General features: G+C 69.1%; 26 protein-coding genes, 1 tRNA gene and 1 other RNA gene. 17 read left to right on the top strand and 11 right to left on the bottom strand.

Annotated features, from left to right (window positions below; translation table 11 throughout):
* Positions 1–10 precede the first annotated feature (10 nt).
* On the bottom strand, positions 11–673 hold the full coding sequence (locus LBN7_RS00700) for an SIMPL domain-containing protein (protein WP_407360678.1): 663 nt from the start codon (positions 671–673) through the stop codon (positions 11–13).
* A 141-nt stretch (positions 674–814) separates the two neighbouring features.
* On the opposite strand from LBN7_RS00700, the gene ssrA reads away from it, so the two are divergent.
* Together ssrA and LBN7_RS00690 are read left to right on the top strand one after the other, a co-directional pair.
* Positions 815–1,184: a transfer-messenger RNA gene (ssrA, locus tag LBN7_RS00695) on the top strand.
* Positions 1,185–1,321: 137 nt separating this feature from the next.
* Positions 1,322–2,407 (top strand): ATP-binding protein, encoded by a 1,086-nt coding sequence (locus LBN7_RS00690; RefSeq protein WP_116635156.1) that lies wholly within the window; start codon positions 1,322–1,324, stop codon positions 2,405–2,407.
* A 24-nt stretch (positions 2,408–2,431) separates the two neighbouring features.
* On the opposite strand, the gene LBN7_RS00685 is transcribed toward LBN7_RS00690, so the two are convergent.
* Positions 2,432–2,944: a GNAT family N-acetyltransferase gene (locus tag LBN7_RS00685; RefSeq protein ID WP_116635155.1), complete on the bottom strand. Its 513-nt coding sequence runs from the start codon at positions 2,942–2,944 to the stop codon at positions 2,432–2,434.
* Between the two features lie 12 nt (positions 2,945–2,956).
* Positions 2,957–3,769 carry a helix-turn-helix domain-containing protein gene (locus tag LBN7_RS00680; protein ID WP_407360677.1) on the bottom strand — a complete coding sequence of 271 codons (813 nt, stop codon included), beginning with the start codon at positions 3,767–3,769 and terminating at the stop codon, positions 2,957–2,959.
* A gap of 161 nt (positions 3,770–3,930) precedes the next feature.
* On the opposite strand from LBN7_RS00680, the gene LBN7_RS00675 reads away from it, so the two are divergent.
* Genes LBN7_RS00675 through LBN7_RS00660 form a run of 4 tightly spaced genes read left to right on the top strand, consistent with a single transcriptional unit; the run spans position 3,931 to position 7,873 of the window.
* Positions 3,931–4,977 (top strand): ABC transporter substrate-binding protein, encoded by a 1,047-nt coding sequence (locus LBN7_RS00675; protein ID WP_165808047.1) that lies wholly within the window; start codon positions 3,931–3,933, stop codon positions 4,975–4,977.
* Between the two features lie 3 nt (positions 4,978–4,980).
* Complete coding sequence (locus LBN7_RS00670) at positions 4,981–6,024, top strand: iron chelate uptake ABC transporter family permease subunit (protein ID WP_116635152.1); 1,044 nt, start codon at positions 4,981–4,983, stop codon at positions 6,022–6,024.
* Complete coding sequence (locus LBN7_RS00665) at positions 6,021–7,064, top strand: FecCD family ABC transporter permease (RefSeq protein ID WP_407360676.1); 1,044 nt, start codon at positions 6,021–6,023, stop codon at positions 7,062–7,064. The genes LBN7_RS00670 and LBN7_RS00665 overlap by 4 nt, the downstream gene beginning before the upstream one ends.
* Entirely contained in the window at positions 7,061–7,873 is an 813-nt protein-coding gene (locus tag LBN7_RS00660; protein WP_407360675.1) for an ABC transporter ATP-binding protein, read from the top strand. The genes LBN7_RS00665 and LBN7_RS00660 overlap by 4 nt, the downstream gene beginning before the upstream one ends.
* 19 nt (positions 7,874–7,892) lie before the next feature.
* On the opposite strand, the gene LBN7_RS00655 is transcribed toward LBN7_RS00660, so the two are convergent.
* Both LBN7_RS00655 and hisN read right to left on the bottom strand, forming a co-directional pair.
* On the bottom strand, positions 7,893–8,462 hold the full coding sequence (locus tag LBN7_RS00655; protein ID WP_407360674.1) for a hypothetical protein: 570 nt from the start codon (positions 8,460–8,462) through the stop codon (positions 7,893–7,895).
* 19 nt (positions 8,463–8,481) lie between these two features.
* Positions 8,482–9,279 carry a histidinol-phosphatase gene (hisN, locus tag LBN7_RS00650; protein ID WP_341945545.1) on the bottom strand — a complete coding sequence of 266 codons (798 nt, stop codon included), beginning with the start codon at positions 9,277–9,279 and terminating at the stop codon, positions 8,482–8,484.
* 154 nt (positions 9,280–9,433) lie between these two features.
* Between hisN and LBN7_RS00645 the strand changes: the two genes are divergently transcribed.
* The 3 genes from LBN7_RS00645 (at position 9,434) to LBN7_RS00635 (ending at position 10,403) form a co-directional block, all read left to right on the top strand.
* A tRNA-Lys gene (locus LBN7_RS00645) sits at positions 9,434–9,506 on the top strand.
* A 73-nt stretch (positions 9,507–9,579) separates the two neighbouring features.
* Positions 9,580–9,948 carry a hypothetical protein gene (locus LBN7_RS00640; RefSeq protein ID WP_407360673.1) on the top strand — a complete coding sequence of 123 codons (369 nt, stop codon included), beginning with the start codon at positions 9,580–9,582 and terminating at the stop codon, positions 9,946–9,948.
* Positions 9,949–9,992: 44 nt separating this feature from the next.
* Positions 9,993–10,403 (top strand): protease inhibitor I42 family protein, encoded by a 411-nt coding sequence (locus LBN7_RS00635; RefSeq protein ID WP_407360672.1) that lies wholly within the window; start codon positions 9,993–9,995, stop codon positions 10,401–10,403.
* A gap of 1 nt (position 10,404) precedes the next feature.
* Here the strand turns inward: LBN7_RS00635 and LBN7_RS00630 are convergent, their stop codons facing one another.
* Genes LBN7_RS00630 through LBN7_RS00615 form a run of 4 tightly spaced genes read right to left on the bottom strand, consistent with a single transcriptional unit; the run spans position 10,405 to position 13,408 of the window.
* On the bottom strand, positions 10,405–10,887 hold the full coding sequence (locus LBN7_RS00630) for a YbaK/EbsC family protein (protein WP_407360671.1): 483 nt from the start codon (positions 10,885–10,887) through the stop codon (positions 10,405–10,407).
* 31 nt (positions 10,888–10,918) lie between these two features.
* Positions 10,919–12,148, bottom strand: a complete 1,230-nt coding sequence (locus tag LBN7_RS00625) for an MFS transporter (RefSeq protein ID WP_407360670.1) — start codon at positions 12,146–12,148, stop codon at positions 10,919–10,921.
* Positions 12,145–12,582, bottom strand: a complete 438-nt coding sequence (locus tag LBN7_RS00620; protein WP_116635145.1) for a MarR family winged helix-turn-helix transcriptional regulator — start codon at positions 12,580–12,582, stop codon at positions 12,145–12,147. The genes LBN7_RS00625 and LBN7_RS00620 overlap by 4 nt, the downstream gene beginning before the upstream one ends.
* Before the next feature lie 37 nt (positions 12,583–12,619).
* Positions 12,620–13,408, bottom strand: coding sequence for an IclR family transcriptional regulator (locus LBN7_RS00615; protein WP_341945539.1), 789 nt, complete (start codon positions 13,406–13,408; stop codon positions 12,620–12,622).
* Between the two features lie 105 nt (positions 13,409–13,513).
* On the opposite strand from LBN7_RS00615, the gene LBN7_RS00610 reads away from it, so the two are divergent.
* Genes LBN7_RS00610 through LBN7_RS00600 form a run of 3 tightly spaced genes read left to right on the top strand, consistent with a single transcriptional unit; the run spans position 13,514 to position 16,164 of the window.
* On the top strand, positions 13,514–14,302 hold the full coding sequence (locus LBN7_RS00610; protein ID WP_407360669.1) for a CoA transferase subunit A: 789 nt from the start codon (positions 13,514–13,516) through the stop codon (positions 14,300–14,302).
* Between the two features lies 1 nt (position 14,303).
* Positions 14,304–14,972, top strand: coding sequence for a 3-oxoacid CoA-transferase subunit B (locus LBN7_RS00605; RefSeq protein WP_207769944.1), 669 nt, complete (start codon positions 14,304–14,306; stop codon positions 14,970–14,972).
* Positions 14,965–16,164: an acetyl-CoA C-acetyltransferase gene (locus LBN7_RS00600; RefSeq protein ID WP_407360668.1), complete on the top strand. Its 1,200-nt coding sequence runs from the start codon at positions 14,965–14,967 to the stop codon at positions 16,162–16,164. Before LBN7_RS00605 ends, LBN7_RS00600 begins: the two co-directional genes overlap by 8 nt.
* Positions 16,165–16,187: 23 nt before the next feature.
* On the opposite strand, the gene LBN7_RS00595 is transcribed toward LBN7_RS00600, so the two are convergent.
* A complete protein-coding gene (locus LBN7_RS00595) occupies positions 16,188–16,487 on the bottom strand; it encodes a hypothetical protein (protein WP_116635141.1) in 300 nt (99 codons plus the stop codon).
* A 9-nt stretch (positions 16,488–16,496) separates the two neighbouring features.
* Positions 16,497–17,702, bottom strand: coding sequence for a PLP-dependent aminotransferase family protein (locus tag LBN7_RS00590; protein ID WP_407360667.1), 1,206 nt, complete (start codon positions 17,700–17,702; stop codon positions 16,497–16,499).
* A gap of 219 nt (positions 17,703–17,921) precedes the next feature.
* On the opposite strand from LBN7_RS00590, the gene LBN7_RS00585 reads away from it, so the two are divergent.
* The 5 genes from LBN7_RS00585 (at position 17,922) to LBN7_RS00565 (ending at position 25,115) form a co-directional block, all read left to right on the top strand.
* Positions 17,922–19,187: an MFS transporter gene (locus LBN7_RS00585; RefSeq protein ID WP_407360666.1), complete on the top strand. Its 1,266-nt coding sequence runs from the start codon at positions 17,922–17,924 to the stop codon at positions 19,185–19,187.
* A gap of 71 nt (positions 19,188–19,258) precedes the next feature.
* Positions 19,259–20,689, top strand: coding sequence for a trehalose-6-phosphate synthase (locus LBN7_RS00580; protein ID WP_407360665.1), 1,431 nt, complete (start codon positions 19,259–19,261; stop codon positions 20,687–20,689).
* Between the two features lie 25 nt (positions 20,690–20,714).
* Positions 20,715–21,512 carry a trehalose-phosphatase gene (otsB, locus tag LBN7_RS00575; protein WP_116635416.1) on the top strand — a complete coding sequence of 266 codons (798 nt, stop codon included), beginning with the start codon at positions 20,715–20,717 and terminating at the stop codon, positions 21,510–21,512.
* A gap of 9 nt (positions 21,513–21,521) precedes the next feature.
* Complete coding sequence (gene ilvD, locus LBN7_RS00570) at positions 21,522–23,240, top strand: dihydroxy-acid dehydratase (protein WP_341945531.1); 1,719 nt, start codon at positions 21,522–21,524, stop codon at positions 23,238–23,240.
* 72 nt (positions 23,241–23,312) lie between these two features.
* Positions 23,313–25,115, top strand: coding sequence for an acetolactate synthase large subunit (locus LBN7_RS00565; protein ID WP_407360664.1), 1,803 nt, complete (start codon positions 23,313–23,315; stop codon positions 25,113–25,115).
* Positions 25,116–25,118: the final 3 nt, after the last annotated feature.

The raw sequence follows: 25,118 nt of genomic DNA, 5'->3' as shown, positions 1-25,118 counted from the left end.
CGGACCTCCGTCACCGGGCGAGGAAGCGCGCCTCGACCGTTGCGGAGATCACGATGTCCTCCGGCTCGTACTCCATCGCGGGCGCCGAGTCCGCGGCGAACGCCGCACCGCGCACCTTCATCATCGGGGCGGGAGGCGCGGGCTGGCCGCTCGAGATCAGTCCGACGTCGGCGATCTCGAGCGGAGTGACCCCTTCGAGTCCGAGCGCGTGGGCGTAGGTCTCGGCGCGCGTGACGGCGACGCCGACGGCCTGCGCTGCGACCTCGCGTTCGATCCGCGCGCTGGTCTCCGGCGTGAGATGCCAGTTGACCCAGCCGACCTCGACGCCGTCCCAGGGGGAGATGTCCGACACCCAGATGGAGAGCTCGGATGCCTCGACGAAGGTCGCGGTGAAGTCGATGCTGGCGTAGTAGACGGGTGCGAGGCGCTTGCCCTCGTTGTTCCAGGGGCGCTCCGCGCGCACGGACAGCCGCTTGCTCGTCCAATCGACGACGCTGCCGGCATCCGCTCGTTCGGTGATGCTTCCGCGCACCGGTTCGGCGAGACGCATCACCTGCTCGACGACGGAAGTGCGCTCAGGCCCCTCCGCTCGCACGCTGACGCGGATGGTTGCGCGCTCGGGCGCGACACGCGCCTCGTGCTCGCCGCGGACGGTGACCGTGACTTCGCTCATGGGGCGACTCTACGCCAGCGGGTCGGGCCTCCGCGGAATGGCGAAGCCGCTCCAGACGTTGTAGTCTGAGATGCTCGGGTGTTCCGCACCCGGGGTGAAAATTCCACAGTGCGACAACGGCTCCTTCGAGAGAAGGACCACGGGGCTGATCGGTTTCGACAGCGCCTGTGTATCCACGAGAAGCGGGCCGAGGATGCAGAGTTATCTCGTAAACGCTCTCTGCAAAAAAATAGTTGCCGAAACCAAGCGCAACGACTTCGCCCTCGCTGCATAAGCGAGCCCGATAGTCCGTCAGACCGTGTGTGATTCCGACACGGACCCTGGCGTCATCTAGGAATCTTGCTGTGTGATGGCGTCTGGACGTCACGCGGGACTCTTCCCAGGCTGGGCTCGTCGACTTAGGTGTCTGTGACAAAGGTCGGAGCCGAGCAGAACGTCTTCGCAGACTGCGCCCGGAGAAGGCGTGGATTAGCAGCGTTGGACGGGGGTTCGATTCCCCCCAGCTCCACCAAGCCGTTGTCGCGGGTGAAAGGCCCGCCTCCCCGGGAGACCGAGGAGGCGGGCCTTTCGCGTCTGCCGGGGACGATCGCCTCTTCCCTGCGCGCGGCGGAGGGTGCACTCTGGGGAGGAGCAGGAGGAGGTCCCCGTATGCCGGAGCTGACGATCGGCGCAGCGATCGACGATGACGCCGCGCAGGTGCAACTGGATCCGCGGAGGTTCAATCGGCACACGTTCTGGTGCGGTCAGAGCGGCAGCGGCAAGACGTACGCGCTCGGTGTCGTGCTCGAGCAGCTGCTGCTCCACACCGACCTCCCCTTGCTCATCCTGGACCCCAATGCCGATTTCGTGCGCCTGCGCGAAGTGCGCTCATCCGCCGGAGAGGCCGAGGCGAGCCGCATCTCCGGGCTCGATGTGCGGGTGTTCCGCTCGGGTCATGCCGACGGAGACCCGCTGCGGGTGCGATACGTCGACCTCTCCCCGGCATCGAAGGCTGCCGTACTGCAGATCGATCCCATCGCGGACGCCGAGGAGTACAACATCCTCCTGCACCTGGAGATGGTCTCCGAGACCTTCGATACAGCACAGATGATCCGAGGCCTCCGTGCGAGCGGAGACCCGATGCAGGCGCGTCTGGCGAACCGCATGGAGAACCTGCAGGTGCTCGAGTGGGATCTCTGGTCCCGCGGTGCGGCATCCGTCGTCGACGACGTCCAGGAGCGGCCCCGTGCCACCGTTCTCGACCTCGGCGGCTTCGACCATCCGGCGGAGCCCAAGGTCGCCGCCCTCGCGGTGCTGGAGCACCTCTGGGCGCGACGCGAGGAACGTCGACCCGTGCTCATCGTCATCGACGAGGCGCACAACCTCTGCTCGCCGGAACCCTCCACCGCTGTGGAGAGGGAGCTGACGGCGAAGCTCGTCCAGATCGCCGCCGAGGGCAGGAAGTTCGGGCTCTGGCTCCTCCTGTCGACGCAGCGTCCGACCAAGATCCATCCGAACGTGCTCTCCCAGTGCGACAACCTGGCGCTGATGCGGGTGAACGCGCCGCGCGATCTGGCCGAGCTCGCGGAGGTCTTCGGCTTCGCATCGGACGAGGTGATCCGCCGCGCGCAGACGTTCGCGCAGGGTCAGGCTCTCTTCGCCGGCGGATTCATCGCGTCGCCGACCTTCGTGCAGATGGGGGAGCGGCTCACCCAGGAGTCCGGGGGAGACGTCCGGGTGCCACTGCGGAGCTGATGCGGTGCGCGGATGCGTCGCCCGCTAGACGGTGATGGGCGGCGCGGTGAGATCGAACTCCCACTCGTTCATCGTCAGCTGTGTCCCGCGGAACGTCTCCGTCTCCGATCCCGTCAGGACGAAGCCGGCGCGCCGGCACACGGCGTTGGACGGCGGATTCTCCACCGACGGGAACGCGACCAGTTTGCCACGCCTCTCGGGGTGGCGGCGGGCGTCGTCGATCAGGAGCCCGAGAGCGCGCGCGGCGACACGATGCCCCTGCGCCTCCGGGAGGACGAACCACCCGGTCTCCCACACCTCCTGCTCCTTCCAGCGCAGCCTCCAGTAGCCGATCGAGCCGACGGGCTCCGCGTCGAGCAGGATCGCGAACATCCGCGCCTCGCCGGTCTGCGCATACCGCAGGTAGCGCGCATGGCGATCGGCCACCTGTTCGTCGGTCTCCGGGCCGTTGAGATGCGACGTCATCTCCGGCGTGTTCGCGCGGCGGAGCAGAGGCAGGTCGTCGTCGTGCCAGGGCCGAAGCGAGAGGGATTCCACGTCGTCAGCCTGTCACGGGGCAGGGACATTCCGCGGCCGGGAGTTCCCCGAGATCCGTGGAGCACCGGCGCTGCGCGCTCTGCGCTTCGCGCGGATGTACGCAGCGGGGGTCGATCCGAAGACCTGCCGGAACGCCTTGATGAAGCCGGTGGCTGTGCGGTATCCGACCATCTCCGCGGCGTCCGTGACGGGCAGGCCGTCGACGAGCAGCCGCTCGGCGGCGTACACCCGCGCGCGAGTGCGCCACTCGCTGAAGGAGAGCCCGGTGTCTGCCAGGAACGCCCGGTGCAGGGTCTTCGTGCTGATTCCGAGGTCGCGAGCCCATGCGCCGAGGTCCCGGTCGATGTGGGGCTCGTGCAGGATGGCGTCGGCCACGGTCCGCGCGCGGGAATCGGAGGGCACCGTCAGGGCGTCGTAGCTCTCGTCCGTGGCCGACAGGATCTCGAGCAGGAGCGCGACCGACGCCTGCAGACGACGATCCTCGGTGGCGTGCGCGCACAGGTCCTGCATGATCGCCACGCCGACGGTGTCGACGGGGAGGACGAGCGGACGGTCCCAGCGGTCCTGGGGGAGGCGCAGGGACTGATCGAGGTAGATGCTGAACATGTCGCCCGAGCCGACCATCCGCATCTCATGCTCGGTGAGGGCGGGGATCCACACGAGATGATCGGCGTGAAGGTGCCATCGCGATCGACCGATGACGACGCGAGCACCGCCCGGGATCCACGCCAACTGGTCCGTGTCGTGCAGATGCGGCTCGAAATACTGATCGGACGCGACTCTCTCCCGATGCGCCTCCAGATTCTCGGATGTCGTTCCAAGCACAGCATCCCGCCCTTCTGCCGTTCGCAACGGCCATGGATCGTCCCCGGTGGACAGGCCACGGGAGTTCGAAGCAGATAGGAGTCCTCTCAGGACGATAGCAAATAAGGTAAGCCTTCACTATGTTGGAGCGCGTCATCCCTGCCTTCCACCCGAGGAGTCCCATGTCCCGCCCCCTCCGGCGCGCCCCGCGAGCGCTCGTCGCGCTCACCGCGCTCATCGTCGCCGCATCCGCCCTCTCCGCCTGTGCGGGGGCCGACTCGTCCCAGGGGGATGCCGCATCATCCGGTGGCTCCGGGGTGTACCCCCTGACCGTCGAGCACGCGTACGGGGAGACGACGATCGACGAGAAGCCGGAGCGCATCGTCACCCTCGGCTGGTACTCGCAGGATGTGGTGGCCGCCCTCGGCGAGGTGCCCGTCGGCGTCGAGGACTTCAGCTGGGGGAACGTCGACACGTACCTGCCGTGGTTCGCCGACAAGGTCGAGGAGCTGGGCGGAGAGCTGCCCGAGATCATCTCCTTCACCGACGCCGCGGAATACGACTTCGAGCAGATCCTCGCCCTCGGACCGGATGTGATCCTCGCGAACCACTCGGGGATCACGGAGACCGACTACGAGCGTCTCTCCGAGATCGCCCCGACCGTCGGATTCGCCGAATCGATGTGGGCGTCGGATCGCGAAGAGCTCACCCTCACGATCGGATCGATCCTCGACAAGGAGGAGGAAGCACAGGTCCTGCTCGACGAGGCCGACGCCGCGATCGCCGCCGCCGCCGAGGCGCACCCGGAGTTCCAGGACGTGGTGTTCACCTATGGCTGGTTCGTCGCCGAAGGCGAGACCTCGATCGGCCTCTACCTGCCGCGCGACCCGCGGGTGCCGCTGCTCGAACAGCTCGGCTTCGTGTCGTCGCCCGACGTGGCCGCGCTCGAGGACAGCACCGAGGAGTTCTTCGCGAACGTCAGCCTGGAAGAGGTCGGCGACATCGAGTCGCAGTTCCACGTCGGGTGGGCGAACACTCCGGACGAGGTCGCGCACACCGTCGAGGATCCGCTGCTCGCTCGCTGGGCGCCGATCGCAGACGGCTCGTACTACTTCTTCCAGGACCAACGACTCGGATGGGCGACCACGGCACCGAGCGTGCTCAGCATCCCGGCGACCATCGATGACCTCGCAGACGCGCTCTCCTCGGGCGTCCCCTCGTCGAACTGATCGATGACCGCCGTGTCGAGCCGCGCCGCGGAACGTCTTCCGACGTCCCGCGGCGCGGCATCTCGAGCGGGCGGTCTCGCTCTCGCGATCATCGTCCTCCTCATCGCGGTGCTGCTGAGCCTGATGGTCGGCGCGAAGGCGCTCCCGCCCGCGACGGCCATCGGCGCGCTCGTGGACTTCGACGGGTCGGATGCCCAGGCGATCGTCCGCGACTCGCGTCTGCCGCGCACGATCGTGGGACTCGTCGTCGGTCCCGCGCTCGGAGTGTGCGGTGCCCTGATCCAGGCCTTCACCCGTAATCCGCTGGCTGATCCGGGCATCCTCGGGGTCAACGCCGGTGCGACGTTCGCGGTCACAATGGGCATCGGCCTGCTCGGAGTCCGCGGTCCGAGCGCGTACGTGTGGTTCGCTCTGGGCGGGGCGCTCGTCGTGACGCTCGTCGTCTATCTGATCGGCGCCGCCGGTCGGGGCGGTCCCTCTCCCGGCCGGATGACGCTGGCCGGAGTCGCGATCGGCGCCGTCCTCAGCGGGATCACCTCGATCGTGATCCTGAAGAACATGGAGGTGTTCAGCACCTTGCGCTTCTGGGGCCTCGGCAGCCTCGGAGGGCGCGATGAGAGCGCACTCGCGGTCATCGCACCCCTGATCGGGGCGGGCCTCCTGCTGTCCTTCCTCCTCGCCCGTCCGCTGAATGCGATCGCGCTCGGTGACGACCTGGGGCGCACGCTGGGCGCCCGCCTCGTGCGCACCAGGATCCTGTCCGTGGTGGGGGTGACCGTCCTGGCCGGCGGAGCCACCGCCGTCGCCGGCCCCATCGCGTTCATCGGACTCATGGTGCCGCACGCCGTGCGATGGTTCACCGGCCCGGATCAGCGCTGGATCATCCCCTTCTCCGCCGTGGTCGCGCCGAGCATGCTCCTGTTCTCCGATGTCATCGGTCGTGTCGTGCTCCCCTCGGGCGAGCTGCAGGTGAGCATCGTCACCGCCATCGTCGGGGCGCCCGTGCTGATCGCCCTCGCACGACGCAAGAAGGTGAGTGGGTTGTGAGCGCGCTCACCGTCGACGCACCGCCGCGCGTGCTCTCCGTCCGGATGGGCGGGGCGATCTGGCGCATCGAGATGCGCACCCTCGTCGTGCGCATCGTCCTCGTCCTCGTGCTCGTCGTACTCGGTATGGCGGCCCTCGCCATCGGAACGTTCCAGCTCGATCTCGCGCAGGTCCTCTCCGCGCTGACCGGATCCGGGGAGGGCAACGTCCGCAAGCTGGTCCTCGAGTGGCGTCTGCCCCGGGTTCTCTTCGCCGTGCTCGGGGGGATCGCACTGGGGGTGAGCGGCGCGATCTTCCAATCTCTGACTCGCAATCCTCTCGGCAGCCCGGATGTCATCGGCTTCGACGCCGGGTCGTACACCGGCGCGCTCGTCGTCATGCTCGTTCTCGGCAGCGTCTCCTACACGCTGATCGCCACCGGCGCCGTTCTCGGCGGGGTGGTCACGGCGCTGCTCGTCTACGTTCTGGCCTGTCGCGGCGGTATCCAGGGATTCCGCTTCATCATCGTCGGCATCGGGCTCTCGGCCTTCCTCGTCGGCATCAACAGCTACCTGCTGATCAGCACCGGCGCCCAGGAGGCACGAGCCGCGATCGCCTGGGGCTTCGGCTCTTTCTCGGCCCTCGGAGCCGAGCAGCTGCTGCCGTTCGCTCTCGTGCTGGTCGTCGTCCTTCCGCTCGTCGCGATGGTGCGGCGCGGATTCGCCCAGCTCGAGCTCGGGGACGACGCTGCCAGAGCGCTCGGCGTCGGCCTCGAGCGATCACGATTGATCATGACGGTGCTCGGCGTATCGCTCACCGCGATCGTGACGGCTGCCGCCGGGCCGATCTCGTTCGTCGCTCTCGTCGCCCCTCAGGTCGCCCGGAGACTCGTCCGGTCTCCCGGGCTCGACATGGTGAGCGCGGGCCTGACCGGTGCGGTGCTGCTCCTCGCGGCGGACTTCATCGGCCAGCGCTTCGAGATCACCGTGGGGCTCGTCACCGTGGTGCTGGGCGGCGGCTACTTCGCCTGGCTGCTCATCAAGGAAGGATTCCGTCGATGACCGGAAAGCCCTCGACCCGCCTGCACGCCGAAAGGGTGACGATCGGCTACGACCGAAGGACGATCTCCACAGACCTGACCGTCGCGATTCCTGACGGCTCCTTCACGGTGATCGTCGGTCCCAATGCCTGCGGCAAGTCCACGCTGCTGCGTGCGCTCTCGCGCCTCATCCGGCCGGAGAAGGGCGATGTGGTCCTCGACGGGAAGGAGATCCACAGCTACCGCGCCAAGGAGGTCGCGCGCCGGGTCGGTCTCCTCCCGCAGAGTTCGCTCGCCCCGGACGGCATCCGTGTGTCGGACCTCGTGGCGCGAGGTCGATATCCCCACCAGACATTGATGCGACCGTGGTCGGACGACGATCAGACCGCGGTCGACGAGGCGATGGCGGCGACCGGGATCACGGAGCTGTCCGCACGACTCGTCGACGAGCTCTCGGGAGGACAGCGCCAGCGGGTCTGGGTCGCGATGGTCCTCGCGCAGCAGACGCCGCTCCTGCTCCTCGATGAGCCGGCGACGTTCCTCGACATCGCTCATCAGATCGAGCTCCTCGAGCTGCTGACCGACCTGCACGAGGGAGGAAGCACGCTGGTCGCGGTCCTGCACGACCTGAATCACGCCGCCCGCTATGCCACGCACCTCATCGCGATGAAGGACGGCGAGGTGGTGGCGGAGGGACGCCCATCCGACATCGTGACCGCTGAGCTCGTCGAGGAGGTCTTCGGCCTCCCGTGCGTGGTCGTGCCCGATCCGATCACCGGCAAGCCCAGTGTCGTGCCGATCGGTCGTGTGCGCTCCGCGGAGAATCGCTGAGCGCACGGAGGCGTTCGGTTCAGCCGGACCAGGTGACGAGGATGAGGCCCTGCCGGGTGTCGGACACCTTCACCCAGCCGTCGCCGAACAGGTACGTCATGCCGTAGCCGTCGTCGTCGGTGCCCATCGAGTACTCGGGGTCCTCGGTGAAGTACACGCCCTGCGGGCCCTCCTCACGGCGCCACTTGCCGGCAGCCAGTGCCTCCTGGGCCTCGGCGGCCTGCTCGGCGGTGATCGGCGACCACCCGTAGAGCTGTCCGTGGTCGGAGCCGACCGAGTAGTCCGCCCAGAAGCACAGCATCCCGGCGGTGAGCTCGACGCCGCCGATCACGAACTCCTTCGGCTGCGCGGTCCATCCGGCCGCCGAGAGCGCGTCCACCGTTCCCGGCGAGATCATCGTCTCGCAGGAGATCTCCTCGCCCGGTGCGGTCGCGGAGGGGGAGCCCGTCGGTCCACCGTCCGTGTCAGGTGTCCTCGCCGTCGACGCGGAGGGCGAGGAGGCCGGCGGATCCGACGGCGCCGCGCAGGCTGCCAGTGCGCCGAGCGCCACCAGTCCACCGGCGACGGCGGAGATGATGCGGCGGAGCATGGCGGGTCTCGCAGTCCGATCAGTCGTGCAGGAGCGTCAGGAAGGCATCGTGGAGGACGCCGTTGGTGGCGAGGGTCGAGCGGGCGGAGATCGTGTCCTCGCCGTCGAACGACGTCATGCGTCCGCCCGCTTCCCGGACGATCGGCACGGCTGCCGCGATGTCGTACTCCTTGACGTCGAACTCGGCGACCATGTCGATGCGGCCCTCGGCCAGGAGCATGTAGGCGTAGACGTCGCCGTACGCGCGATCGCGCCAGACGTGATCCGCGAGCGTGAGGAGCGCATCACGGTGTCCGGCGCGCGACCACTGCGCGATGCTCTGGAAGCTGACGCTGGCATCGTCCAGTGCGGCGACCGAGGACGCCTGGATCCGTCGGGGTCCTTCGGGGCTCGACGTCCATGCGCCGTTGCCCGTGGACGCCCACCAGCGTCGCCCGAACGCCGGCATGCTCACGACCCCGACCTGGGGGACTCCGTCGATCGCGAGGGCGATCATCGTGCCCCATAGCGGGACGCCACGGAGGAAGTTCGCCGTGCCGTCGATCGGGTCGATGATCCACTGGCGCTGCGTGCTGCCCTGCGCGCCGAACTCCTCGCCGAAGATGCCGTCGTCGGGGCGCTCGGCCTCGAGGATGCCGCGGATCGCGCGCTCGGTCGCGAGGTCGGCGTCGGTCACGTGCGAGTTGTCGGCCTTCGTCGAGATCTCGAGGTCCGCGGAGTCGAAACGCGGGAGCGACTGGGCATCGGCGGCATCCGCGAGGCGGAGCGCGAGCTCGAGGTCGCGGGTGAGGAGGTCGTCGCTGGGGGAGGCGGTCACGGTCCCAGAATAGTCGTTCGTGCGAGGCGGCCAGAGGGACGTTCCGCCAGGTTTCTGGTCCGTCCGGCGTCTGCCACGCCCGGGGTGACCTCGATTTCGCCTCGGGCCCATCGGCTGGTAATGTAATTCCTCGGTCGGGGTCATCCCGGGCCACGCACCTCTAGCTCAATCGGCAGAGCAACTGACTCTTAATCAGTGGGTTCTCGGTTCAAGTCCGAGGGGGTGCACGGATCAGCCTCGGAAACTCTCGCCAGTTTCCGGGGCTTTTCTGCTTTCGCGGCTGCGGCGTAGTGTTCCGCTATGGAAACCACCCCTGAGCGCATCTCCGAGCTGCGTCCGGATGAGGTCTTCGTGTTCGGTTCGAATGCGGGAGGCCTGCATGGCGGCGGCGCGGCGCGCATCGCCCATGAGAGGTTCGGCGCGGTGTGGGGTGAGGGCCACGGGCGCCACGGTCAGACCTACGCGATCGACACGATGAGCGGGCTGGACGTGCTCGAGAGCGAGGCGCGCGCCTTCATCGCCTATGCGTCGGTGCACCCGGAACTGCGGTTCCTGCTCACACCGGTCGGCTGCGGCATCGCCGGTTACACGCCGGAACAGGTCGCGCCCCTGTTCATCGGGGTCCCGCCGAACGTGACGGTCCCCGTATCGTTCGCGCCGCTCCTCTGACGCGACATGCGATACCGTGATCCTCATCTCGGAGGGGGAGTGCGATGCACGGATTCATTCGGTCCGCAGTGATCCTGGTCGGCACGATCGCCGTTGCAGCGGGACTCGCGTCCTGCGCCGGCGCGGCTGAGAAGGTCATCGACCACACGGCGGACTCCGTCACTCTCGCCCCGGGTGAGGCGCTCGTCATCGACTTCGGCGAGGTCAACTCCTCGGTGGGTGAGGACTGGGAGATCACGCAGGAGCCCGATGCCGATGTACTCGGCCCCGGGGAGGAGCGCTCGCGCTATCTCGGCGAGGACGGCATGACCGGTGCGCCCAGCGAGGTCACGTACCGATTCGCGCCGGCGGGGGAGGGGACGACCGTGATCGAGTTCGAGTACCGCTTCCGTGGGGAGATCCCGGAGGAGCCGGAAGATCAGAAGACGGCGAAGATCGAAGTCACGGTGAAGTGACTCACACCACCGCGATGACCTGACCGTCGGTGATCCGACGGAGTTCGTCGAAGGTCAGCGGCATGACCGTGTGCGGGTGTCCCGCTGCGGCCCAGATCACGTCGAACCGCTGCAGGTCCTCGTCGACGAAGGTGCGCAGAGCGGCAGGGTGGCCCACCGGAGCGACTCCGCCGATCGCCTGGCCCGTGGCAGACCGGACGACGGATGCCGGTGCCATCACGATCTCCGCGGCGCCGATGTTCCGAGCCAGCACCACGAGATCGGCACGGTGTCCGCCGCTCGTCATCACCAGTACCGGTGCGCCGTCGGCGAGGAACACGAGGCTGTTGGCGATCGCGGCGACCTCGCAGCCGATCGCGGACGCGGCTTCGACCGCGGTGCGAGCAGAGTCGGGGAGGACGCGGATCTCGGTGTCCACGCCGGCATCCGTCAGGTGACGGTGCACGATGACGCTGCGTTCGGGGAGGGAGGAGGCATCGCTCATCGCTCCACCGTAGCGAAGCCCGACGAGCGCCTCAGGCGGCATCACCGATCAGGATCGCCTCGGCGTCTTCGGCAGCCGCATCTGATGGCTCGTCATCTATGCGCGCGAGCACGCGGCGCCCGAGGAACACCGTGAGGGCGGCGAGCAGCACGGACACGGCGGCGAAGAGATACGGCACCGTCGCGTTGAACGCGTGCCACAGCAGCGCGGCGATCGGCGGAGCCATGGCGCCGCCCAGGAAGCGGACGGCTGAGTAGGCCGACGACGCCACGGAGCGGGGGAGATCAGTCGCCTCCATCACGGCCTCCGTCAGGACGGTGTTCATCACACCGAGCAGCAGTCCGCCGATCACGATGCAGACGACCAGGGCGCCGGCGCTTCCGACGACGAGCCCGGCGGCCACGAGATCGAGCGCGAGCAGCGGCAGCACGATGAGGATGATGCGGGTCCGTGGCATCCGACGCATCAGGACGGGAGCGACCCAGACGCTCGTGACCGCGAGGGCGACACCCCAGCCGAAGAACGTGAACCCGATGCCGAGCGCTCCGAATCCGAGCGGGAACGGCGAGAACGCCAGGAGGACGAAGAATCCGATGTTGTAGAACAGGGCGGCGACCGCGAGGATCGCGAGCGCGGGCCGACGCAACGCGGTGAACGGCGCCGAGAAGGGCACCGGCTGACGCTTCTCACCGGGACCGCGCAGGAGCACCAGCACGGCGACGAAGGCGATGGCCATGAGCGCGACGACGCCGAAGAACGGCCCGCGCCAGCTCTGCTCGCCGAGGATGCCGCCGAGGAGCGGACCGATCGCGATGCCGAGTCCGAGGGCGGCCTCGTACAGGATGATGGCCGCGCTGCTGCCGCCGGATGCCGCCCCGACGATCGTGGCGAGGGCCGTGGAGATGAAGAGCGCGTTGCCGAGTCCCCAACCCGCACGGAACCCGATGACGGCATCGACGCTGCCGCTGAGCGCGCAGAGGAGCGAGAAGGCGACGATCAGCGCCAGCCCGATCAGGAGTGTGGCCTTGGCGCCGATCCGGCTGGAGATCCAGCTCGTCACGAGCATCGCCAGCCCCGTCACCAGCAGGTAGCTCGTGAAGAGCAGCTCGGTCTCGACCGGCGAGGCCTCGAGGGACTCGGCGATCGCCGGGAGGATCGGATCGACGAGCCCGATGCCCATGAAGGCGACGACGCAGGCGAACGCGACGGCCCAGACCTGCGCGGGCTGCTTCCATACCGAGGTGGTGGCGGGGGTGTTCACCGTGCTTCTCCTGTCGAGTCGGGGGTGGTGTGCGCGGCGAGGATCTCGGCCGCTCGGCTGAGGGCGCTCCAGTCGTCGTCGCTCAGGCCCGCGAAGCGCGGAGCGAGCGTCTCGCGGAACTCCCGACGCCACGCGGAGAGCGTGTCGGCGCCGTGCACCGTGATGTCGACGACGATGGCCCGTGAATCGTCCGGGTCGGGGGAGCGTCGCACGAGTCCGTCCCGCTCGAGTCCGCCGATCAGGCGCGTCATGCCGGGCTGCGTCGTGCGCGCGGCGGAAGCGAGAGTGCCGACGCGCTGTGCTCCCGCCTGTTCCAGGAGACTCAGCACGCGCCACTGGGCGGCCGGTGCATCGTTGCCGGCATCCTGCGCGGCGATGCGTCCGAGCGCGTAGCCGGAGAGCACGAGCGAAGGGATCACTTCCGAACGATTCATACCAGCAAGTATATACCTGTTGGTATGAATCGGGCTCTCACCGCCGAGCGCTCGCGATGCGCGCCGACAGCTGGTGCGCGTGAGACAGCAGCGTGCGGCCGAGTTCGGCGATGCGATCGTGGCCGAAGCGGAACTCCACACCGGTGAGGCTGAGCGCCCATTCCGGGCGACCTGCGCGATCGAACACGGCGGCCCCCATGCCCCAGCTGCCCTCCACGATCAAGCCCGGATTCACGGCGTAGCCGCGCTCCTTCGTCTCGGTCAGCCGTGTGCGCAGCGGGAGGTCTCCGTGTGCGCGGCCCCAGCTGCTCTCCAGCTCCGGATGACGTTCGAGGTACGCATCCACATCGTGGTCAGGGAGGAAGGCCAGGATGGCGAGACCCGCGCTCGCGACACCCAGGGGGAACCGCACGCCCTCACTGAGCACGAACGAGCGGATCGGGAACGATCCCTCCTCGCGCAGCAGGCACACCGTCTCGTCGGCGCGCCGCACGGAGAAGAACGCGCTCTCCTCGGTCTTGACGGCCAGCGAGCGAACGATGTCGCGCGCGAGCCCGGTGACGTCGTATCTCGCCGCCGCCACCGACCCCATGAGGAAGAGCTCTGGTCCCGGCATCCAGCGGGTGCTCTCGCCGTCTCGATCGACCAGTCCCTCGGCCTTCAGCGCGCTGAGCAGGCGGTGCGCGGTCGATCTCGAGAGATCCGCCGCGCGGGCCAGGTCCTGCAGAGAAGCCCCCTCGGCGCCGGCCGCCGTGACGAGGCGCAGCAGGGAGGCGGCTCTGGCGATGGCCTGAGCGCCCGGGACGGTGCGGGATGCCGGTTCCATAATGTGGACGCTATCTCCGAGATCGCCCACATCGCAAGACTGTTGTTCCCTCGTCGGGGGAGAAAGGCGGATGCTGGACGAGGACGCGTATTCGAAGGAGCAGGCGTGATCGACAAACAGTGGGAATCGGCGGCTGCGGCCGTCTCCGACATCACAGACGGTTCATCTCTCGCGGTCGGAGGGTTCGGTCTCTCCGGCAACCCGATCGCCCTCATCGAGGCGCTCCTCGCGCAGGGGACGAAAGGGCTCAGCGTCGTCAGCAACAACTGCGGCGTGGACGACTGGGGCCTCGGGGTCCTGCTCGCGGCACAGCGCATCCGCAAGATGACCTCGTCGTACGTCGGCGAGAACAAGGAGTTCGAGCGGCAGTTCCTCTCGGGCGAGCTCGAACTCGAACTGACCCCGCAGGGCACGCTCGCCGAGAAGCTCCGGGCCGGCGGCTCCGGCATCGCCGCGTTCTTCACCCAGACCGGGGTCGGCACGCAGGTCGCCGAGGGAGGGCTGCCCCGGAGGTACAACGCGGACGGATCGATCGCCGTGGCCTCCCCGGTGAAGGACGTCCGCACGTTCGACGTGGACGGCGTGCCGAAGGAGTTCGTCCTCGAGGAGGCCATCACGACCGACTTCTCCCTCGTGCACGCCGCCGCCGGCGACCGCCACGGCAACCTCGTCTTCAACAAGGCGGCGCGCAACTTCAACCCGCTCGCCGCGATGGCCGGTCGCGTATGCATCGCGCAGGTCGAGCGACTCGTGGAACCGGGCGACCTCGACCCGGACAGCATCCATCTGCCGGGCGTCTACGTGCATCGCATCGTCGAGGTCGGCCCCGACATCCCCAAGCGCATCGAGCGGCACACGGTCTCCGATCCTGCTGCCGCCGTGGAAGGAGCCTGACATGGCGCTCACCCGAGACCAGATGGCCGCACGGGCCGCCGCCGAGCTCGAGGACGGCGCCTATGTCAACCTCGGCATCGGCCTTCCCACGCTCGTGCCGAACCACGTGCCCGGCGATGTCACCGTCGTGCTGCAGTCGGAGAACGGCATCCTCGGCGTCGGTCCCTACCCGCGCGAGGAGGCCGTCGACCCCGACCTCATCAACGCCGGCAAGGAGACCGTCACGGTCCTGCCGGGATCCGCGTTCTTCGACTCTGCGGCGAGCTTCGGCATGATCCGCGGAGGGAAGATCGACGCCGCGATCCTCGGCGCGATGCAGGTGTCGGCATCCGGCGATCTCGCCAACTGGATGATCCCGGGCAAGATGGTCAAGGGGCCGGGCGGAGCCATGGACCTGGTGCACGGGGCCGGCCGCGTGATCGTGCTGATGGAGCACGTCGCTCGTGACGGGAGCGCGAAGATCGTCGACAGCTGCTCGCTCCCGCTCACCGGACGAGGGGTCGTCGACCGGATCATCACAGACCTGGCGGTCATCGACATCACTGAACAGGGCCTCGTCCTCGTGGAGCTCGCCCCCGGCGTGACCGTGGACGAGGTCGTCGCGGCGACCGAGCCGCCTCTCATCATCGCGGACGCTCTCACCGACGGAAGGATCGAAGAACATGGCTGAACGCAACGGGGCGGAGGACGACATCGTCATCGTCACCGCAGCGCGCACCCCGCAGGGACGCCTCAAGGGGCAGCTGGCCGCCTTCACGGCGCCGCAGCTCGGCGCCTTCGCCATCCGCGGCGCACTAGAGCAGGGGTCCGTCGATCCGGCCGACATCGATGCGGTCATCGTCGGCCAGGTGCTCGCCGCGGGGTCGGGGCAGAACGCCGCCCGTCAGGCCGCGATCGGCGCCGGGATCGGCTGGGACGTGCCGGCGCACTCGGTGAACAAGGTCTGCCTCTCGGGACTGACCGCGATCATCGACGCCGCGCGGATGATCCGCACGGGCGACGCGGAGGTCGTCGTGGCGGCGGGCATGGAGTCGATGACACGTGCCCCGCACCTGCTGATGGGCTCCCGCGACGGGTGGACCTACGGCAGCGTCGAGGTGCTCGACCACATGGCCTACGACGGGCTGACGGATGCCTACGACCGCGAGAGCATGGGCGCGTCGACCGAGCGGCACAACGCGCGGTACGAGCTGACGCGCGAGGCGCAGGATGCCGTCGCCGCGCTCTCGCATCAGCGCGCGGCCGCCGCGCAGGAGGCCGGTGCTTTCGACGCCGAGCTGGTGACCGTCTCGGTGCCGCAGCGCAGAGGCGAGCCGCTTCTGGTGACGAAGGACGAGGGCGTCCGCCCGGAGACCACCGTCGAGACGCTCGCCGGTCTGCGTGCGGCGTTCGCCGAAGGCGGCTCCATCACCGCGGGGAACTCCTCGCAGATCTCGGACGGTGCATCCGCCGTCATCGTCACGTCTCGCAGGGTCGCCCAGTCCAAGGGCTGGCCGGTGCTCGTGACCGTCGGCGCGAGCGGACAGACGGCCGGCCCCGACAACTCGCTGCAGGCTCAGCCGGCTCGTGCGATCGAGCGGGCTTGTGAGAAGCAGGGGATCTCACCCGCAGACCTCGATCTCGTCGAGATCAACGAGGCGTTCGGCGCTGTGGTCGCCCGCTCACAGGTGGAGCTCGGGCTGGACAGCGAGATCGTCAACATCCACGGCGGCGGCATCGCGATCGGACACCCGATCGGCGCATCGGGCAACAGGCTCGTGGTGCACCTGGCCCATGAGCTGGCCCGTCGAGGCGGCGGAACCGCAGCCGTCGGGCTGTGCGGCGGCGGGGGTCAAGGCGAGGCGCTCATCCTCACACGCTAGAGCGGAGTGCGCCAAGGGTCGTCTCAGCTGCGACGGTCCTTGGCGTGGTCCTGCGCGTCGGCGAGTGCCTTCTGCGAGCGGAACTGCAGGCGCTGCGCCTTCTTCGACTTCTTGACCGACTGCGGGGAGTCCGCGTCGACGAGCACGCCGCGACGTTCGCGATTCATGTCGACGACCGCTCCGACTGCGAGCGCCATGGTGATGCCCCAGCTCACCCACGACAGGGCGGCACGCCAGGTGATGGGTTCCTGGCGGGTGCCGCGCAGCAGCGAGATCCCCGCGGAGATCGCGGCGACGAGTCCTGTGCTGAAGAGGTAGCGCATGCTCCTACGCTACCCGCCTGCCGCCCAGGCCGTCCCGAGCCTTGACAACCCCTCCCTGATGCTGGCAGGAGGGTAGGTGGTGAAGGAGAGGCGGAGAGTGCGCACATCGGGAGTCCCGGAGAAGAACGACGCCCCGGGGACGTAGGCGACGTCCTGCGCGAGGGCGGCGCCGAGCGAGGCCGCGGCATCCCTTCCCTCCGGCAGGCGCACCCACACGAACATGCCGCCGTCCGGCCTGTTCCACTCGCTTCCGGAGGGAAGGACGTCGGGAAGCGCATCGAGCATGGCGTTCCGTCGCTCCGCGTAGGCGGAGCGGATGCGGTCGAGCGCCGGCTCTCCCCGTCCGGAGAGGAGGTAGTGCGCCGCGGCGGCCTGATCGATCGTCGACGTGTGCAGATCTGCCGCCTGCTTCGCGATCGTGACCGTCGGGCGCACATCCGGGGTCGTGCGGATCCATCCGATCCTGAGCCCCGGGGCGATCACCTTCGAGAAGCTGCCGAGGCTCAGGACGTGGTCGGGTGCGAACGCCGCCAGAGACGGCAGCGCATCACCGGAGTAGCGGAGTTGACGGTACGGCTCGTCCTCGATGATCCGGATGCCGTGCCGCTGCGCGATCTCGGCGATCCGCACCCGCGCCTCCCGATCGTGAGTGCGACCGGTGGGGTTCTGGAACGTCGGCACGGTGTAGAAGAACTTCGGCGCCGTGTCGGCGGCGAGACGCTCCAGGGCGTCGAGGTCGAGGCGGTCGCCGGCGTAGGGGACGCCGACGACACGCGCCCCGGCGAGAGCGAAGGTCTGCAGCGCCGCGAGGTAGCACGGCTCCTCGACGAGGATCGTGTCTCCCGGGTCGATCAGCGAGGTCGCGAGCAGCCCGAGCCCCTGCTGCGACCCGGTGGTGACGATCAGATCGGATGCCGCGGTCTCCAGGCCGTCCTCGGTGTAGCGCCGGGCGACCTCCTCGCGGAGAGCGGTGCTGCCTTCCGAGGTCGAGTACTGGAGGACTGCGGGGGACGACAGCACGGCGTCGAAGGACGCGCGGATCCCGTCGAGGTCGAAGAGCTCGGGGGCCGGCAGTCCGCCCGCGAAGGAGATGACCTCGGGACGCTCGGTGAGCGCGAGCAGGTCGCGCACCGGTGAGGTCTTCGCGGAACCCGCGCGCTGCGAGCGGTCCGGGAGCGCACGGGTGGGCGTGGAGGTCTGCGGGGCAGCGGACAACGGTTCCTCCTGGAAGGGGAGTGCGACGGAGTGTCGACCAGACTAGCGGTGCCCCGCGTGCCGCGGAGTCCGTGCCCTCCCTGCCGCTGTCCAGTGCGACCGGATACCATGGGGGTGTCGCGGCTCGTCCGCGGCCGCACAGACCGTGTAACTACCGGCCGCGGGCATTCCCGCGGACAGCGGCGGCACCCGACATCGCGTCATCGACGCGCGAGAGCCATGACACACGCATCACCGCACACCACGACGCTCCGTTCCGACGAGCCCAGCCTCTTCCGCCTGGCGGGGCTCCCGTACTTCCTCATCGCCTTCATCGCACGACTGCCGTTCGCGATGATGGTCGTCGGCGTGCTCACCGTCGTCGTCTCGGCGCGCGGTTCGCTCTCGCTCGGCGGACTCACCTCTGCCGCCGTGGGGCTCGGGACCGCGTGCTTCGGTCCGCTCCTGGGGGCGGCGGCCGACCGGTGGGGCCAGCGCGGGGTGCTCCTCGCACTCGCGCTGGCGAACGGCGCGATGCTCGTGGTCTTCACCCTGGTCGTCTACGGCAGCGCGGCGGACGGCTTCGTGCTGTTGGCGGCGGCGGGCATCGGCGCGACGGCACCGCAGGTGGCACCGCTGTCCCGCTCGCGTCTGGTGACGATCATCCGCGAGCGGATGCCGGATGCCCGGCAGGCGCGCACCCTCTCCGGCACGATGGCCTACGAGTCCGCGGCGGACGAGACCGTCTTCGTCTTCGGGCCCTTCCTTGTCGGCGTCCTCGCCTCGGCGCTCGCGCCCTGGGCGCCCCTGGCCGGAGCCGCGGCCCTCACCGTGCTGTTCGTCGGCGCGTTCGCCCTGCATCCGAGCGGCCGCCACGTCTCGCAGGAGCGCGACGCCGACGGCAAGGCGCCGTCCGCCGTCTCGGAGCTCTTCCGTCCGCAGCTCCTCATCGTCGTGCTCGGCATCCTCGGAGTGGGGGTCTTCTTCGGCGCGATGCTGACCGCGCTCACGTCCTTCATGGCCGACCGCGGCGCGCCGGAGCAGGCCGGACTCCTGTACGGCGTGATGGGCGTCGGCTCCGCGATCCTCGCGCTCGGCGTCGCCTGGCTGCCGCCCGCGTTCACCCTGCGCGCGCGGTGGCTGGTGTTCTCCGGCATCCTGCTCGCCGGCACCGTGCTGCTCCTGTTCGTGGATTCGCCGGGCACGATGATGGTCGCGCTCGCCATCATGGGGATCGGCATCGGACCGACACTCGTCACCCAGTACAGCTTCGGCGCCGCCCGCAGTCCGCTGGGCCGCTCGGCGACCGTCATGACGATGCTCGGCTCCGGGGTCGTCGTGGGGCAGTCCCTGGGTGCCGCGACGACCGGGGAGATCGCCGAGGGGGTCGGCACGGCCCCGGCCCTGCTGATCCCGATGATCGCGGCGGCCCTCGTGTTCGCCGCCGGACTCGCCAACTGGTTCCTCAGTCGCACGACGCCGCGTGCCGTGCGCGTCGCCGCCTGACGCCGTGGCGGAAGCAGCCTCGCAACCTCGGTAGCCTGGGGACATCCGTTCCCCTGTCGTGAGGAGTCCGCATGGCCGCCGCAGATTTCGTCGTGGTCGCCAACAGGCTTCCCGTCGACCGTGTCCCCGGTCCCGATGGCGAAGAGGTGTGGCGCACGTCTCCCGGCGGTCTGGTCGCCGCTCTCGAGCCCGTGATGCAGGGCGTCAACGGCGCCTGGGTCGGCTGGCCCGGGCAGGCTGATCTCGAGCTCAAGCCGTTCACGTCCGGCGGCCTCCGGCTGATCCCGATCGCGCTGAGCGAGCAGGAGGTCGCCGAGTATTATGAGGGCTTCTCCAACGACACGATCTGGCCGCTCTACCACGACGTCATCGCGCCGCCCCAGTACCACCGCGAGTGGTGGGACGCCTACGTCGCCGTGAACCGCCGCTTCGCCGACGCCGCGGCAGCCGCCGTGGCGCAGGACGGGACGGTGTGGGTACACGACTACCAGCTGCAGCTCGTCCCGCAGATGGTCCGGGCGCTGCGCCCCGACGTGACCATCGGGTACTTCCACCACATCCCGTTCCCCACCCACGGGCTCTACGCCCAGCTGCCGTGGCGGGGACAGGTGCTGCGGGGACTCCTGGGCGCCGACGTGATCGGCTTCCAGCGCGCCACCGACGCCACCAACTTCCTCAACGCGATCCGGCGACGGCTGAAGTACGAGATCAAGTCCTCGACCGTCACGGTGCCGTCGGGCAACGGCGAGGTCGACGACAGGGGAGAGTCGCATCGCGCTCTGGTGAAGGCCTTCCCGATCTCGATCGACACGGTGCCGTACCTGGAACTCGCCGCGCGCCCCGACATCCAGGCCCGTGCCGCCGAGATCAGGGAGAGCCTGGGCAATCCGAAGCGGATCCTGCTCGGTGTCGATCGCCTCGACTACACGAAGGGCATCGGCCACCGCGTCAAGGCGTACGGCGAGCTGCTGGCATCCGGTCAGCTCTCGGTCGAGGACGTCACCCTCGTGCAGGTGGCGAGCCCGAGCCGTGAGCGCGTCGACGCCTACGCCAACCTGCGCGACGAGATCGAGCTCGCCGTCAGCCGCATCAACGGCGACACCGACACCATGGGGCACACCGCCATCCGGTACCTGCACCAGGGATTCCCGCGCGAGGAGATGGTCGCCCTGTACCTCGCCGCCGATGTGATGCTCGTGACCGCGCTGCGCGACGGCATGAACCTCGTGGCGAAGGAGTACGTCGCCACCCGCACCGACAACCGAGGCGCGCTCGTGCTGAGCGAGTTCGCCGGGGCCGCCGACGAACTGGGCAGCGCGATCCTGGTGAACCCGCATGACATCGAGGGCCTCAAGGAGGCGATCATGCGCGCCGTCGAGATGCCTCCGCGCGAGCAGTCCCGGCGGATGCGGTCGATGCGCCGCCGCGTGCTCGACCACGATGTGAACGCCTGGTCCGACTCCTTCCTGTCGGCCCTCACCGCAGCGCGCGATGCACGCTGACACCCTGACCTCGAACGGAGAGCACGTGACCCGCGCCTGGACCCCCGGAGCCCCCGACGCCGACCTGTCGGCCCTCGCCGCGACGCCCCGTCTGGTGGTCGCCCTCGACTTCGACGGCACCGCGTCGCCCCTCGTGCCCGATCCCATGGCGGCACGGGCACTCCCCGAGGTCGCGACGCAGGTGGCCAGACTCGCCGCCCTGCCCGACACCGTGGTCGCCTATGTCTCCGGACGCAGCATGCACGACCTCCGGGTGATCACCGAGCACGACGACGACTCCGTCATCGCGCTGGCCGGGTCGCACGGCGCCCAGTACTGGTTCCCGGGCGAGGGCGAAGCCGCGTCGACGGGTGAGGCGACCGAGGACGGCGCGCGCGAGGAGCTATGGGCGGCGGCCAAGCCCATCATCGAGCGCTACGAGGGGGCCGAGTTCGAGCCCAAGACGTTCGGGATGGGCGTGCACACCCGACGCGCGGACCGCGAGACGGAGGAGCGCGTCTTCGCGGAGATCGACGCTCTCGTCGCCGAGCGGTTCCCGCACTGGCGCCGTCGCGCGGGACACCGTGTGCTGGAGTTCTCGTCGCGCACCGAGGGGAAGGATGCCGCGGTCGCCGCCCTGCGCGAGCGCTTCGACGCCACCGGCATCCTGTTCGCGGGCGACGACGTGACCGACGAGGATGCCATCGGCGTGCTGCAGGACGGCGATCTCGGCGTGCGTGTGGGACCGGGGGAGAGCGCCGCGATCCTGCGTGTGGAGAACCCACAAGAGATGGGCCGGCTTCTGGAGGCCCTCGCGGACGAGCGCTCCGCGCGGCGGGAATAGACTTCCGTCATGTCCTCGCTCGATCCTGATCCCCGCGCGTCCATCGACATCAAGCCCCGCAGCCGCGTCGTCACCGACGGCATCGAGGCGACGACCTCCCGTGGCATGCTCCGTGCCGTCGGCATGGGCGACGCCGACTGGGAGAAGCCGCAGATCGGCATCGCCTCCAGCTGGAACGAGATCACGCCCTGCAACCTGAGCCTCGACCGGCTCGCCCAGGGCGCGAAGGAGGGCGTGCACTCGGGCGGCGGGTACCCGCTGCAGTTCGGCACGATCTCGGTCTCGGACGGCATCTCGATGGGCCACGAGGGGATGCACTTCTCGCTCGTCTCGCGCGAGGTCATCGCCGACTCGGTCGAGACCGTGATGATGGCCGAGCGCCTCGACGGTTCCGTGCTGCTCGCCGGCTGCGACAAGTCGATCCCGGGCATGCTCATGGCCAGCGCCCGCCTCGATCTCTCGAGCGTGTTCCTGTACGCGGGCTCCATCGCCCCCGGATGGGTGAAGCTGTCGGACGGCACCGAGAAGGACGTCACCATCATCGACTCGTTCGAGGCGGTCGGCGCGTGCCGAGCCGGTCTCATGAGCGAAGAGGACCTGAAGCGCATCGAGTGTGCCATCGCCCCGGGTGAAGGCGCCTGCGGCGGCATGTACACCGCGAACACCATGGCGTCCGTCGCCGAGGCTCTCGGCCTCAGCCTCCCCGGTTCCGCCGCACCGCCCGCGGCCGACCGGCGCCGGGACTACTACGCGCACCGCTCCGGCGAGGCCGTGGTCAACCTGCTCCGTCAGGGCATCACCACCCGCGACATCCTCACCAAGGAAGCCTTCGAGAACGCGATCGCACTGGCGATGGCGCTCGGCGGCTCGACCAACGTCGTACTGCACCTGCTCGCGATCGCCCGCGAGGCGGATGTCGACCTGAACCTGCACGACTTCAACCGCATCGGCGACAAGGTGCCGCACGTCGCCGACATGAAGCCGTTCGGCAAGTACGTCATGAACGACGTCGACCGCCACGGCGGCATCCCGGTGATCATGAAGGCCATGCTCGACGAGGGCCTGCTGCACGGCGACGCGCTCACCGTGACGGGCAAGACGCTTGCCGAGAACCTCGCCGAGCTCGATCCGCAGCCGATCGACGGCACCGTGATCCACACGTTCGACAACCCGATCCACGCCACCGGCGGTCTGACGATCCTGCACGGCTCGCTCGCTCCCGAGGGCGCGGTCGTCAAGACGGCCGGCTTCGATGCCGCGGTCTTCGAGGGACCGGCGCGGGTGTTCGAGCGCGAGCGCGCGGCGATGGATGCCGTCGCCGAGGGCGAGATCGAACCGGGAACCGTCATCGTCATCCGCTACGAAGGACCCAAGGGCGGTCCCGGCATGCGGGAGATGCTGGCCATCACCGCGGCCATCAAGGGCGCTGGCCTCGGAAAAGATGTACTACTCTTGACAGACGGACGATTCTCAGGCGGCACAACCGGCCTGTGCATCGGCCACATAGCACCCGAAGCGGTGGACGCAGGTCCGATCGCCTTCGTGCGCGATGGTGATCTGATACGGGTCGATATCGCAGCTCGCTCTCTCGACCTACTCGTCGACGACGCTGAGCTCGCCTCCCGCCGCTCTGGCTGGGAGCCGCTTCCCCCGCGCTACACCCGAGGCGTTCTCGCCAAGTACTCGCGCCTCGTGCGGTCCGCCGCCGAGGGAGCGACCACCGGTTGATCCGATTCGTTCGATGGGTTCCTGAGCCCGTCGAAGGACCGGATTCCTCTTCAGATCACCAGAAGGAATGTCATGACTGCTGACTCCGTCTCGGCCGTGCCGAGGCCGCCCGCCCGCCAGACTTCAGCGCCGGAGATCTCCGGCGCCGAAGCTGTCGTCCGCTCGCTCGAGATGCTCGGGATCAAAGACGTCTTCGGCATCCCCGGAGGTGCGATCCTCCCCGTCTACGACCCGCTGATGGACGCGTCCGAGCTCCGCCACATCCTCGTGCGCCACGAGCAGGGTGCCGGCCACGCGGCCGAGGGATACGCTTCGGCGTCCGGCAAGGTCGGCGTCTGCATCGCGACGTCGGGCCCCGGAGCCACGAACCTCGTCACGGCGATCGCCGACGCCTACATGGACTCCGTCCCGCTGCTCGCGATCACCGGTCAGGTGTTCTCGACGCTGATGGGGACCGACGCGTTCCAGGAGGCCGACATCGTCGGCATCACGATGCCGGTGACGAAGCACTCCTTCCTCGTGAAGGACGCGGCCGATATCCCCGGTGCGCTGGCCGCCGCCTACGAGATCGCCTCGACCGGCCGCCCCGGCCCCGTGCTCGTCGACATCACGAAGGACGCGCAGCAGGCCATGGCGCCGTTCGTCTGGCCGCCCAAGGTCGACCTCCCCGGCTACCGCCCGGTGACCAAGGCCCACGGCAAGCAGATCCAGGCCGCGGCCGCGCTGCTCGCCGAGGCCAAGAAGCCGGTGCTGTACGTCGGCGGCGGAGTGATCCGCGGACGCGCGTCGGCCGAACTCCTGGCACTCGCTGAGACGACGGGCGCCCCCGTGGTCACCACCCTGATGGCGCGCGGCGCCTTCCCCGACTCGCACCCGCAGCACCTCGGCATGCCCGGCATGCACGGCACGGTCCCGGCGGTGCTCGCGCTGCAGGAGGCCGACCTGCTCATCTCGCTCGGCGCCCGCTTCGACGACCGTGTGACCGGCAAGGCCGCGCTGTTCGCTCCGCACGCGAAGGTCGTCCACGTCGACATCGACCCGGCCGAGATCTCGAAGATCCGCACGGCCGACGTGCCGATCGTGGGCGACGTGCGCGATGTGCTCACCGACCTCGACGCCGCCTACCGCGGTGCGACGGCGGGCTCCCAGCCCGACACCGAGGAGTGGTGGTCGTACCTCGACGGACTGCGCACCGAGTTCCCGCTCGGCTACACCCCGCCGACCGACGGGCTCCTCGCACCGCAGCACGTGATCCAGCGGATCGGCGAGCTCACGGGACCGGAGGGCGTGTACGCGTCGGGCGTGGGCCAGCACCAGATGTGGGCGGCGCAGTTCATCAAGTACGAGCGTCCCAACGCCTGGCTGAACTCCGGCGGCGCCGGAACGATGGGCTACGCAGTTCCGGCCGCGATGGGCGCCAAGGTCGCCGAACCGCACCGCCCGGTGTGGGCGATCGACGGCGACGGCTGCTTCCAGATGACCAATCAGGAGCTCGCGACCTGCGCGATCAACGACATCCCGATCAAGGTCGCGATCATCAACAACTCGTCGCTGGGCATGGTGCGGCAGTGGCAGACGCTGTTCTACGACGGTCGCCACTCCAACACCGACCTCAACACGGGTCACGGCACCATCCGCATCCCCGATTTCGTCAAGCTCGCCGAGGCGTACGGCTGCCTCGCGATCCGCGTGGAGAAGGAGGACGAGGTGGATGCCGCCATCAAGCTCGCCCTCGAGACCAACGACCGTCCGGTCGTGATCGACTTCGTCGTGAGCGCCGACTCCATGGTGTGGCCGATGGTCCCGCAGGGAGTCAGCAACAGCTATGTCCAGTACGCGCGCGACCACGCGCCGAGCTTCGACGAAGAGGACTGATCC

Origin of the sequence: Microbacterium sp. LBN7, assembly GCF_045690345.1 — a bacterium.
Lineage (GTDB): Bacteria > Actinomycetota > Actinomycetes > Actinomycetales > Microbacteriaceae > Microbacterium.
Note: the sequence above shows the minus strand (reverse complement) of the source record. Positions and strands in the feature narration are given on the sequence as shown.

Excerpts from the sequence above, each read along its gene's own strand:
- LBN7_RS00700 (WP_407360678.1), bottom strand. The coding sequence starts at position 673 with ATGAGCGAAGTCACGGTCACCGTCCGCGGCGAGCACGAGGCGCGTGTC.
- LBN7_RS00690 (WP_116635156.1), top strand. The coding sequence starts at position 1,322 with ATGCCGGAGCTGACGATCGGCGCAGCGATCGACGATGACGCCGCGCAG.
- LBN7_RS00675 (WP_165808047.1), top strand. The coding sequence starts at position 3,931 with ATGTCCCGCCCCCTCCGGCGCGCCCCGCGAGCGCTCGTCGCGCTCACC.
- LBN7_RS00670 (WP_116635152.1), top strand. The coding sequence starts at position 4,981 with ATGACCGCCGTGTCGAGCCGCGCCGCGGAACGTCTTCCGACGTCCCGC.
- LBN7_RS00660 (WP_407360675.1), top strand. The coding sequence starts at position 7,061 with ATGACCGGAAAGCCCTCGACCCGCCTGCACGCCGAAAGGGTGACGATC.
- LBN7_RS00655 (WP_407360674.1), bottom strand. The coding sequence starts at position 8,462 with ATGCTCCGCCGCATCATCTCCGCCGTCGCCGGTGGACTGGTGGCGCTC.
- LBN7_RS00640 (WP_407360673.1), top strand. The coding sequence starts at position 9,580 with ATGGAAACCACCCCTGAGCGCATCTCCGAGCTGCGTCCGGATGAGGTC.
- LBN7_RS00635 (WP_407360672.1), top strand. The coding sequence starts at position 9,993 with ATGCACGGATTCATTCGGTCCGCAGTGATCCTGGTCGGCACGATCGCC.
- LBN7_RS00630 (WP_407360671.1), bottom strand. The coding sequence starts at position 10,887 with ATGAGCGATGCCTCCTCCCTCCCCGAACGCAGCGTCATCGTGCACCGT.
- LBN7_RS00620 (WP_116635145.1), bottom strand. The coding sequence starts at position 12,582 with ATGAATCGTTCGGAAGTGATCCCTTCGCTCGTGCTCTCCGGCTACGCG.
- LBN7_RS00615 (WP_341945539.1), bottom strand. The coding sequence starts at position 13,408 with ATGGAACCGGCATCCCGCACCGTCCCGGGCGCTCAGGCCATCGCCAGA.
- LBN7_RS00605 (WP_207769944.1), top strand. The coding sequence starts at position 14,304 with ATGGCGCTCACCCGAGACCAGATGGCCGCACGGGCCGCCGCCGAGCTC.
- LBN7_RS00600 (WP_407360668.1), top strand. The coding sequence starts at position 14,965 with ATGGCTGAACGCAACGGGGCGGAGGACGACATCGTCATCGTCACCGCA.
- LBN7_RS00595 (WP_116635141.1), bottom strand. The coding sequence starts at position 16,487 with ATGCGCTACCTCTTCAGCACAGGACTCGTCGCCGCGATCTCCGCGGGG.
- LBN7_RS00585 (WP_407360666.1), top strand. The coding sequence starts at position 17,922 with ATGACACACGCATCACCGCACACCACGACGCTCCGTTCCGACGAGCCC.
- LBN7_RS00580 (WP_407360665.1), top strand. The coding sequence starts at position 19,259 with ATGGCCGCCGCAGATTTCGTCGTGGTCGCCAACAGGCTTCCCGTCGAC.
- ilvD (WP_341945531.1), top strand. The coding sequence starts at position 21,522 with ATGTCCTCGCTCGATCCTGATCCCCGCGCGTCCATCGACATCAAGCCC.
- LBN7_RS00565 (WP_407360664.1), top strand. The coding sequence starts at position 23,313 with ATGACTGCTGACTCCGTCTCGGCCGTGCCGAGGCCGCCCGCCCGCCAG.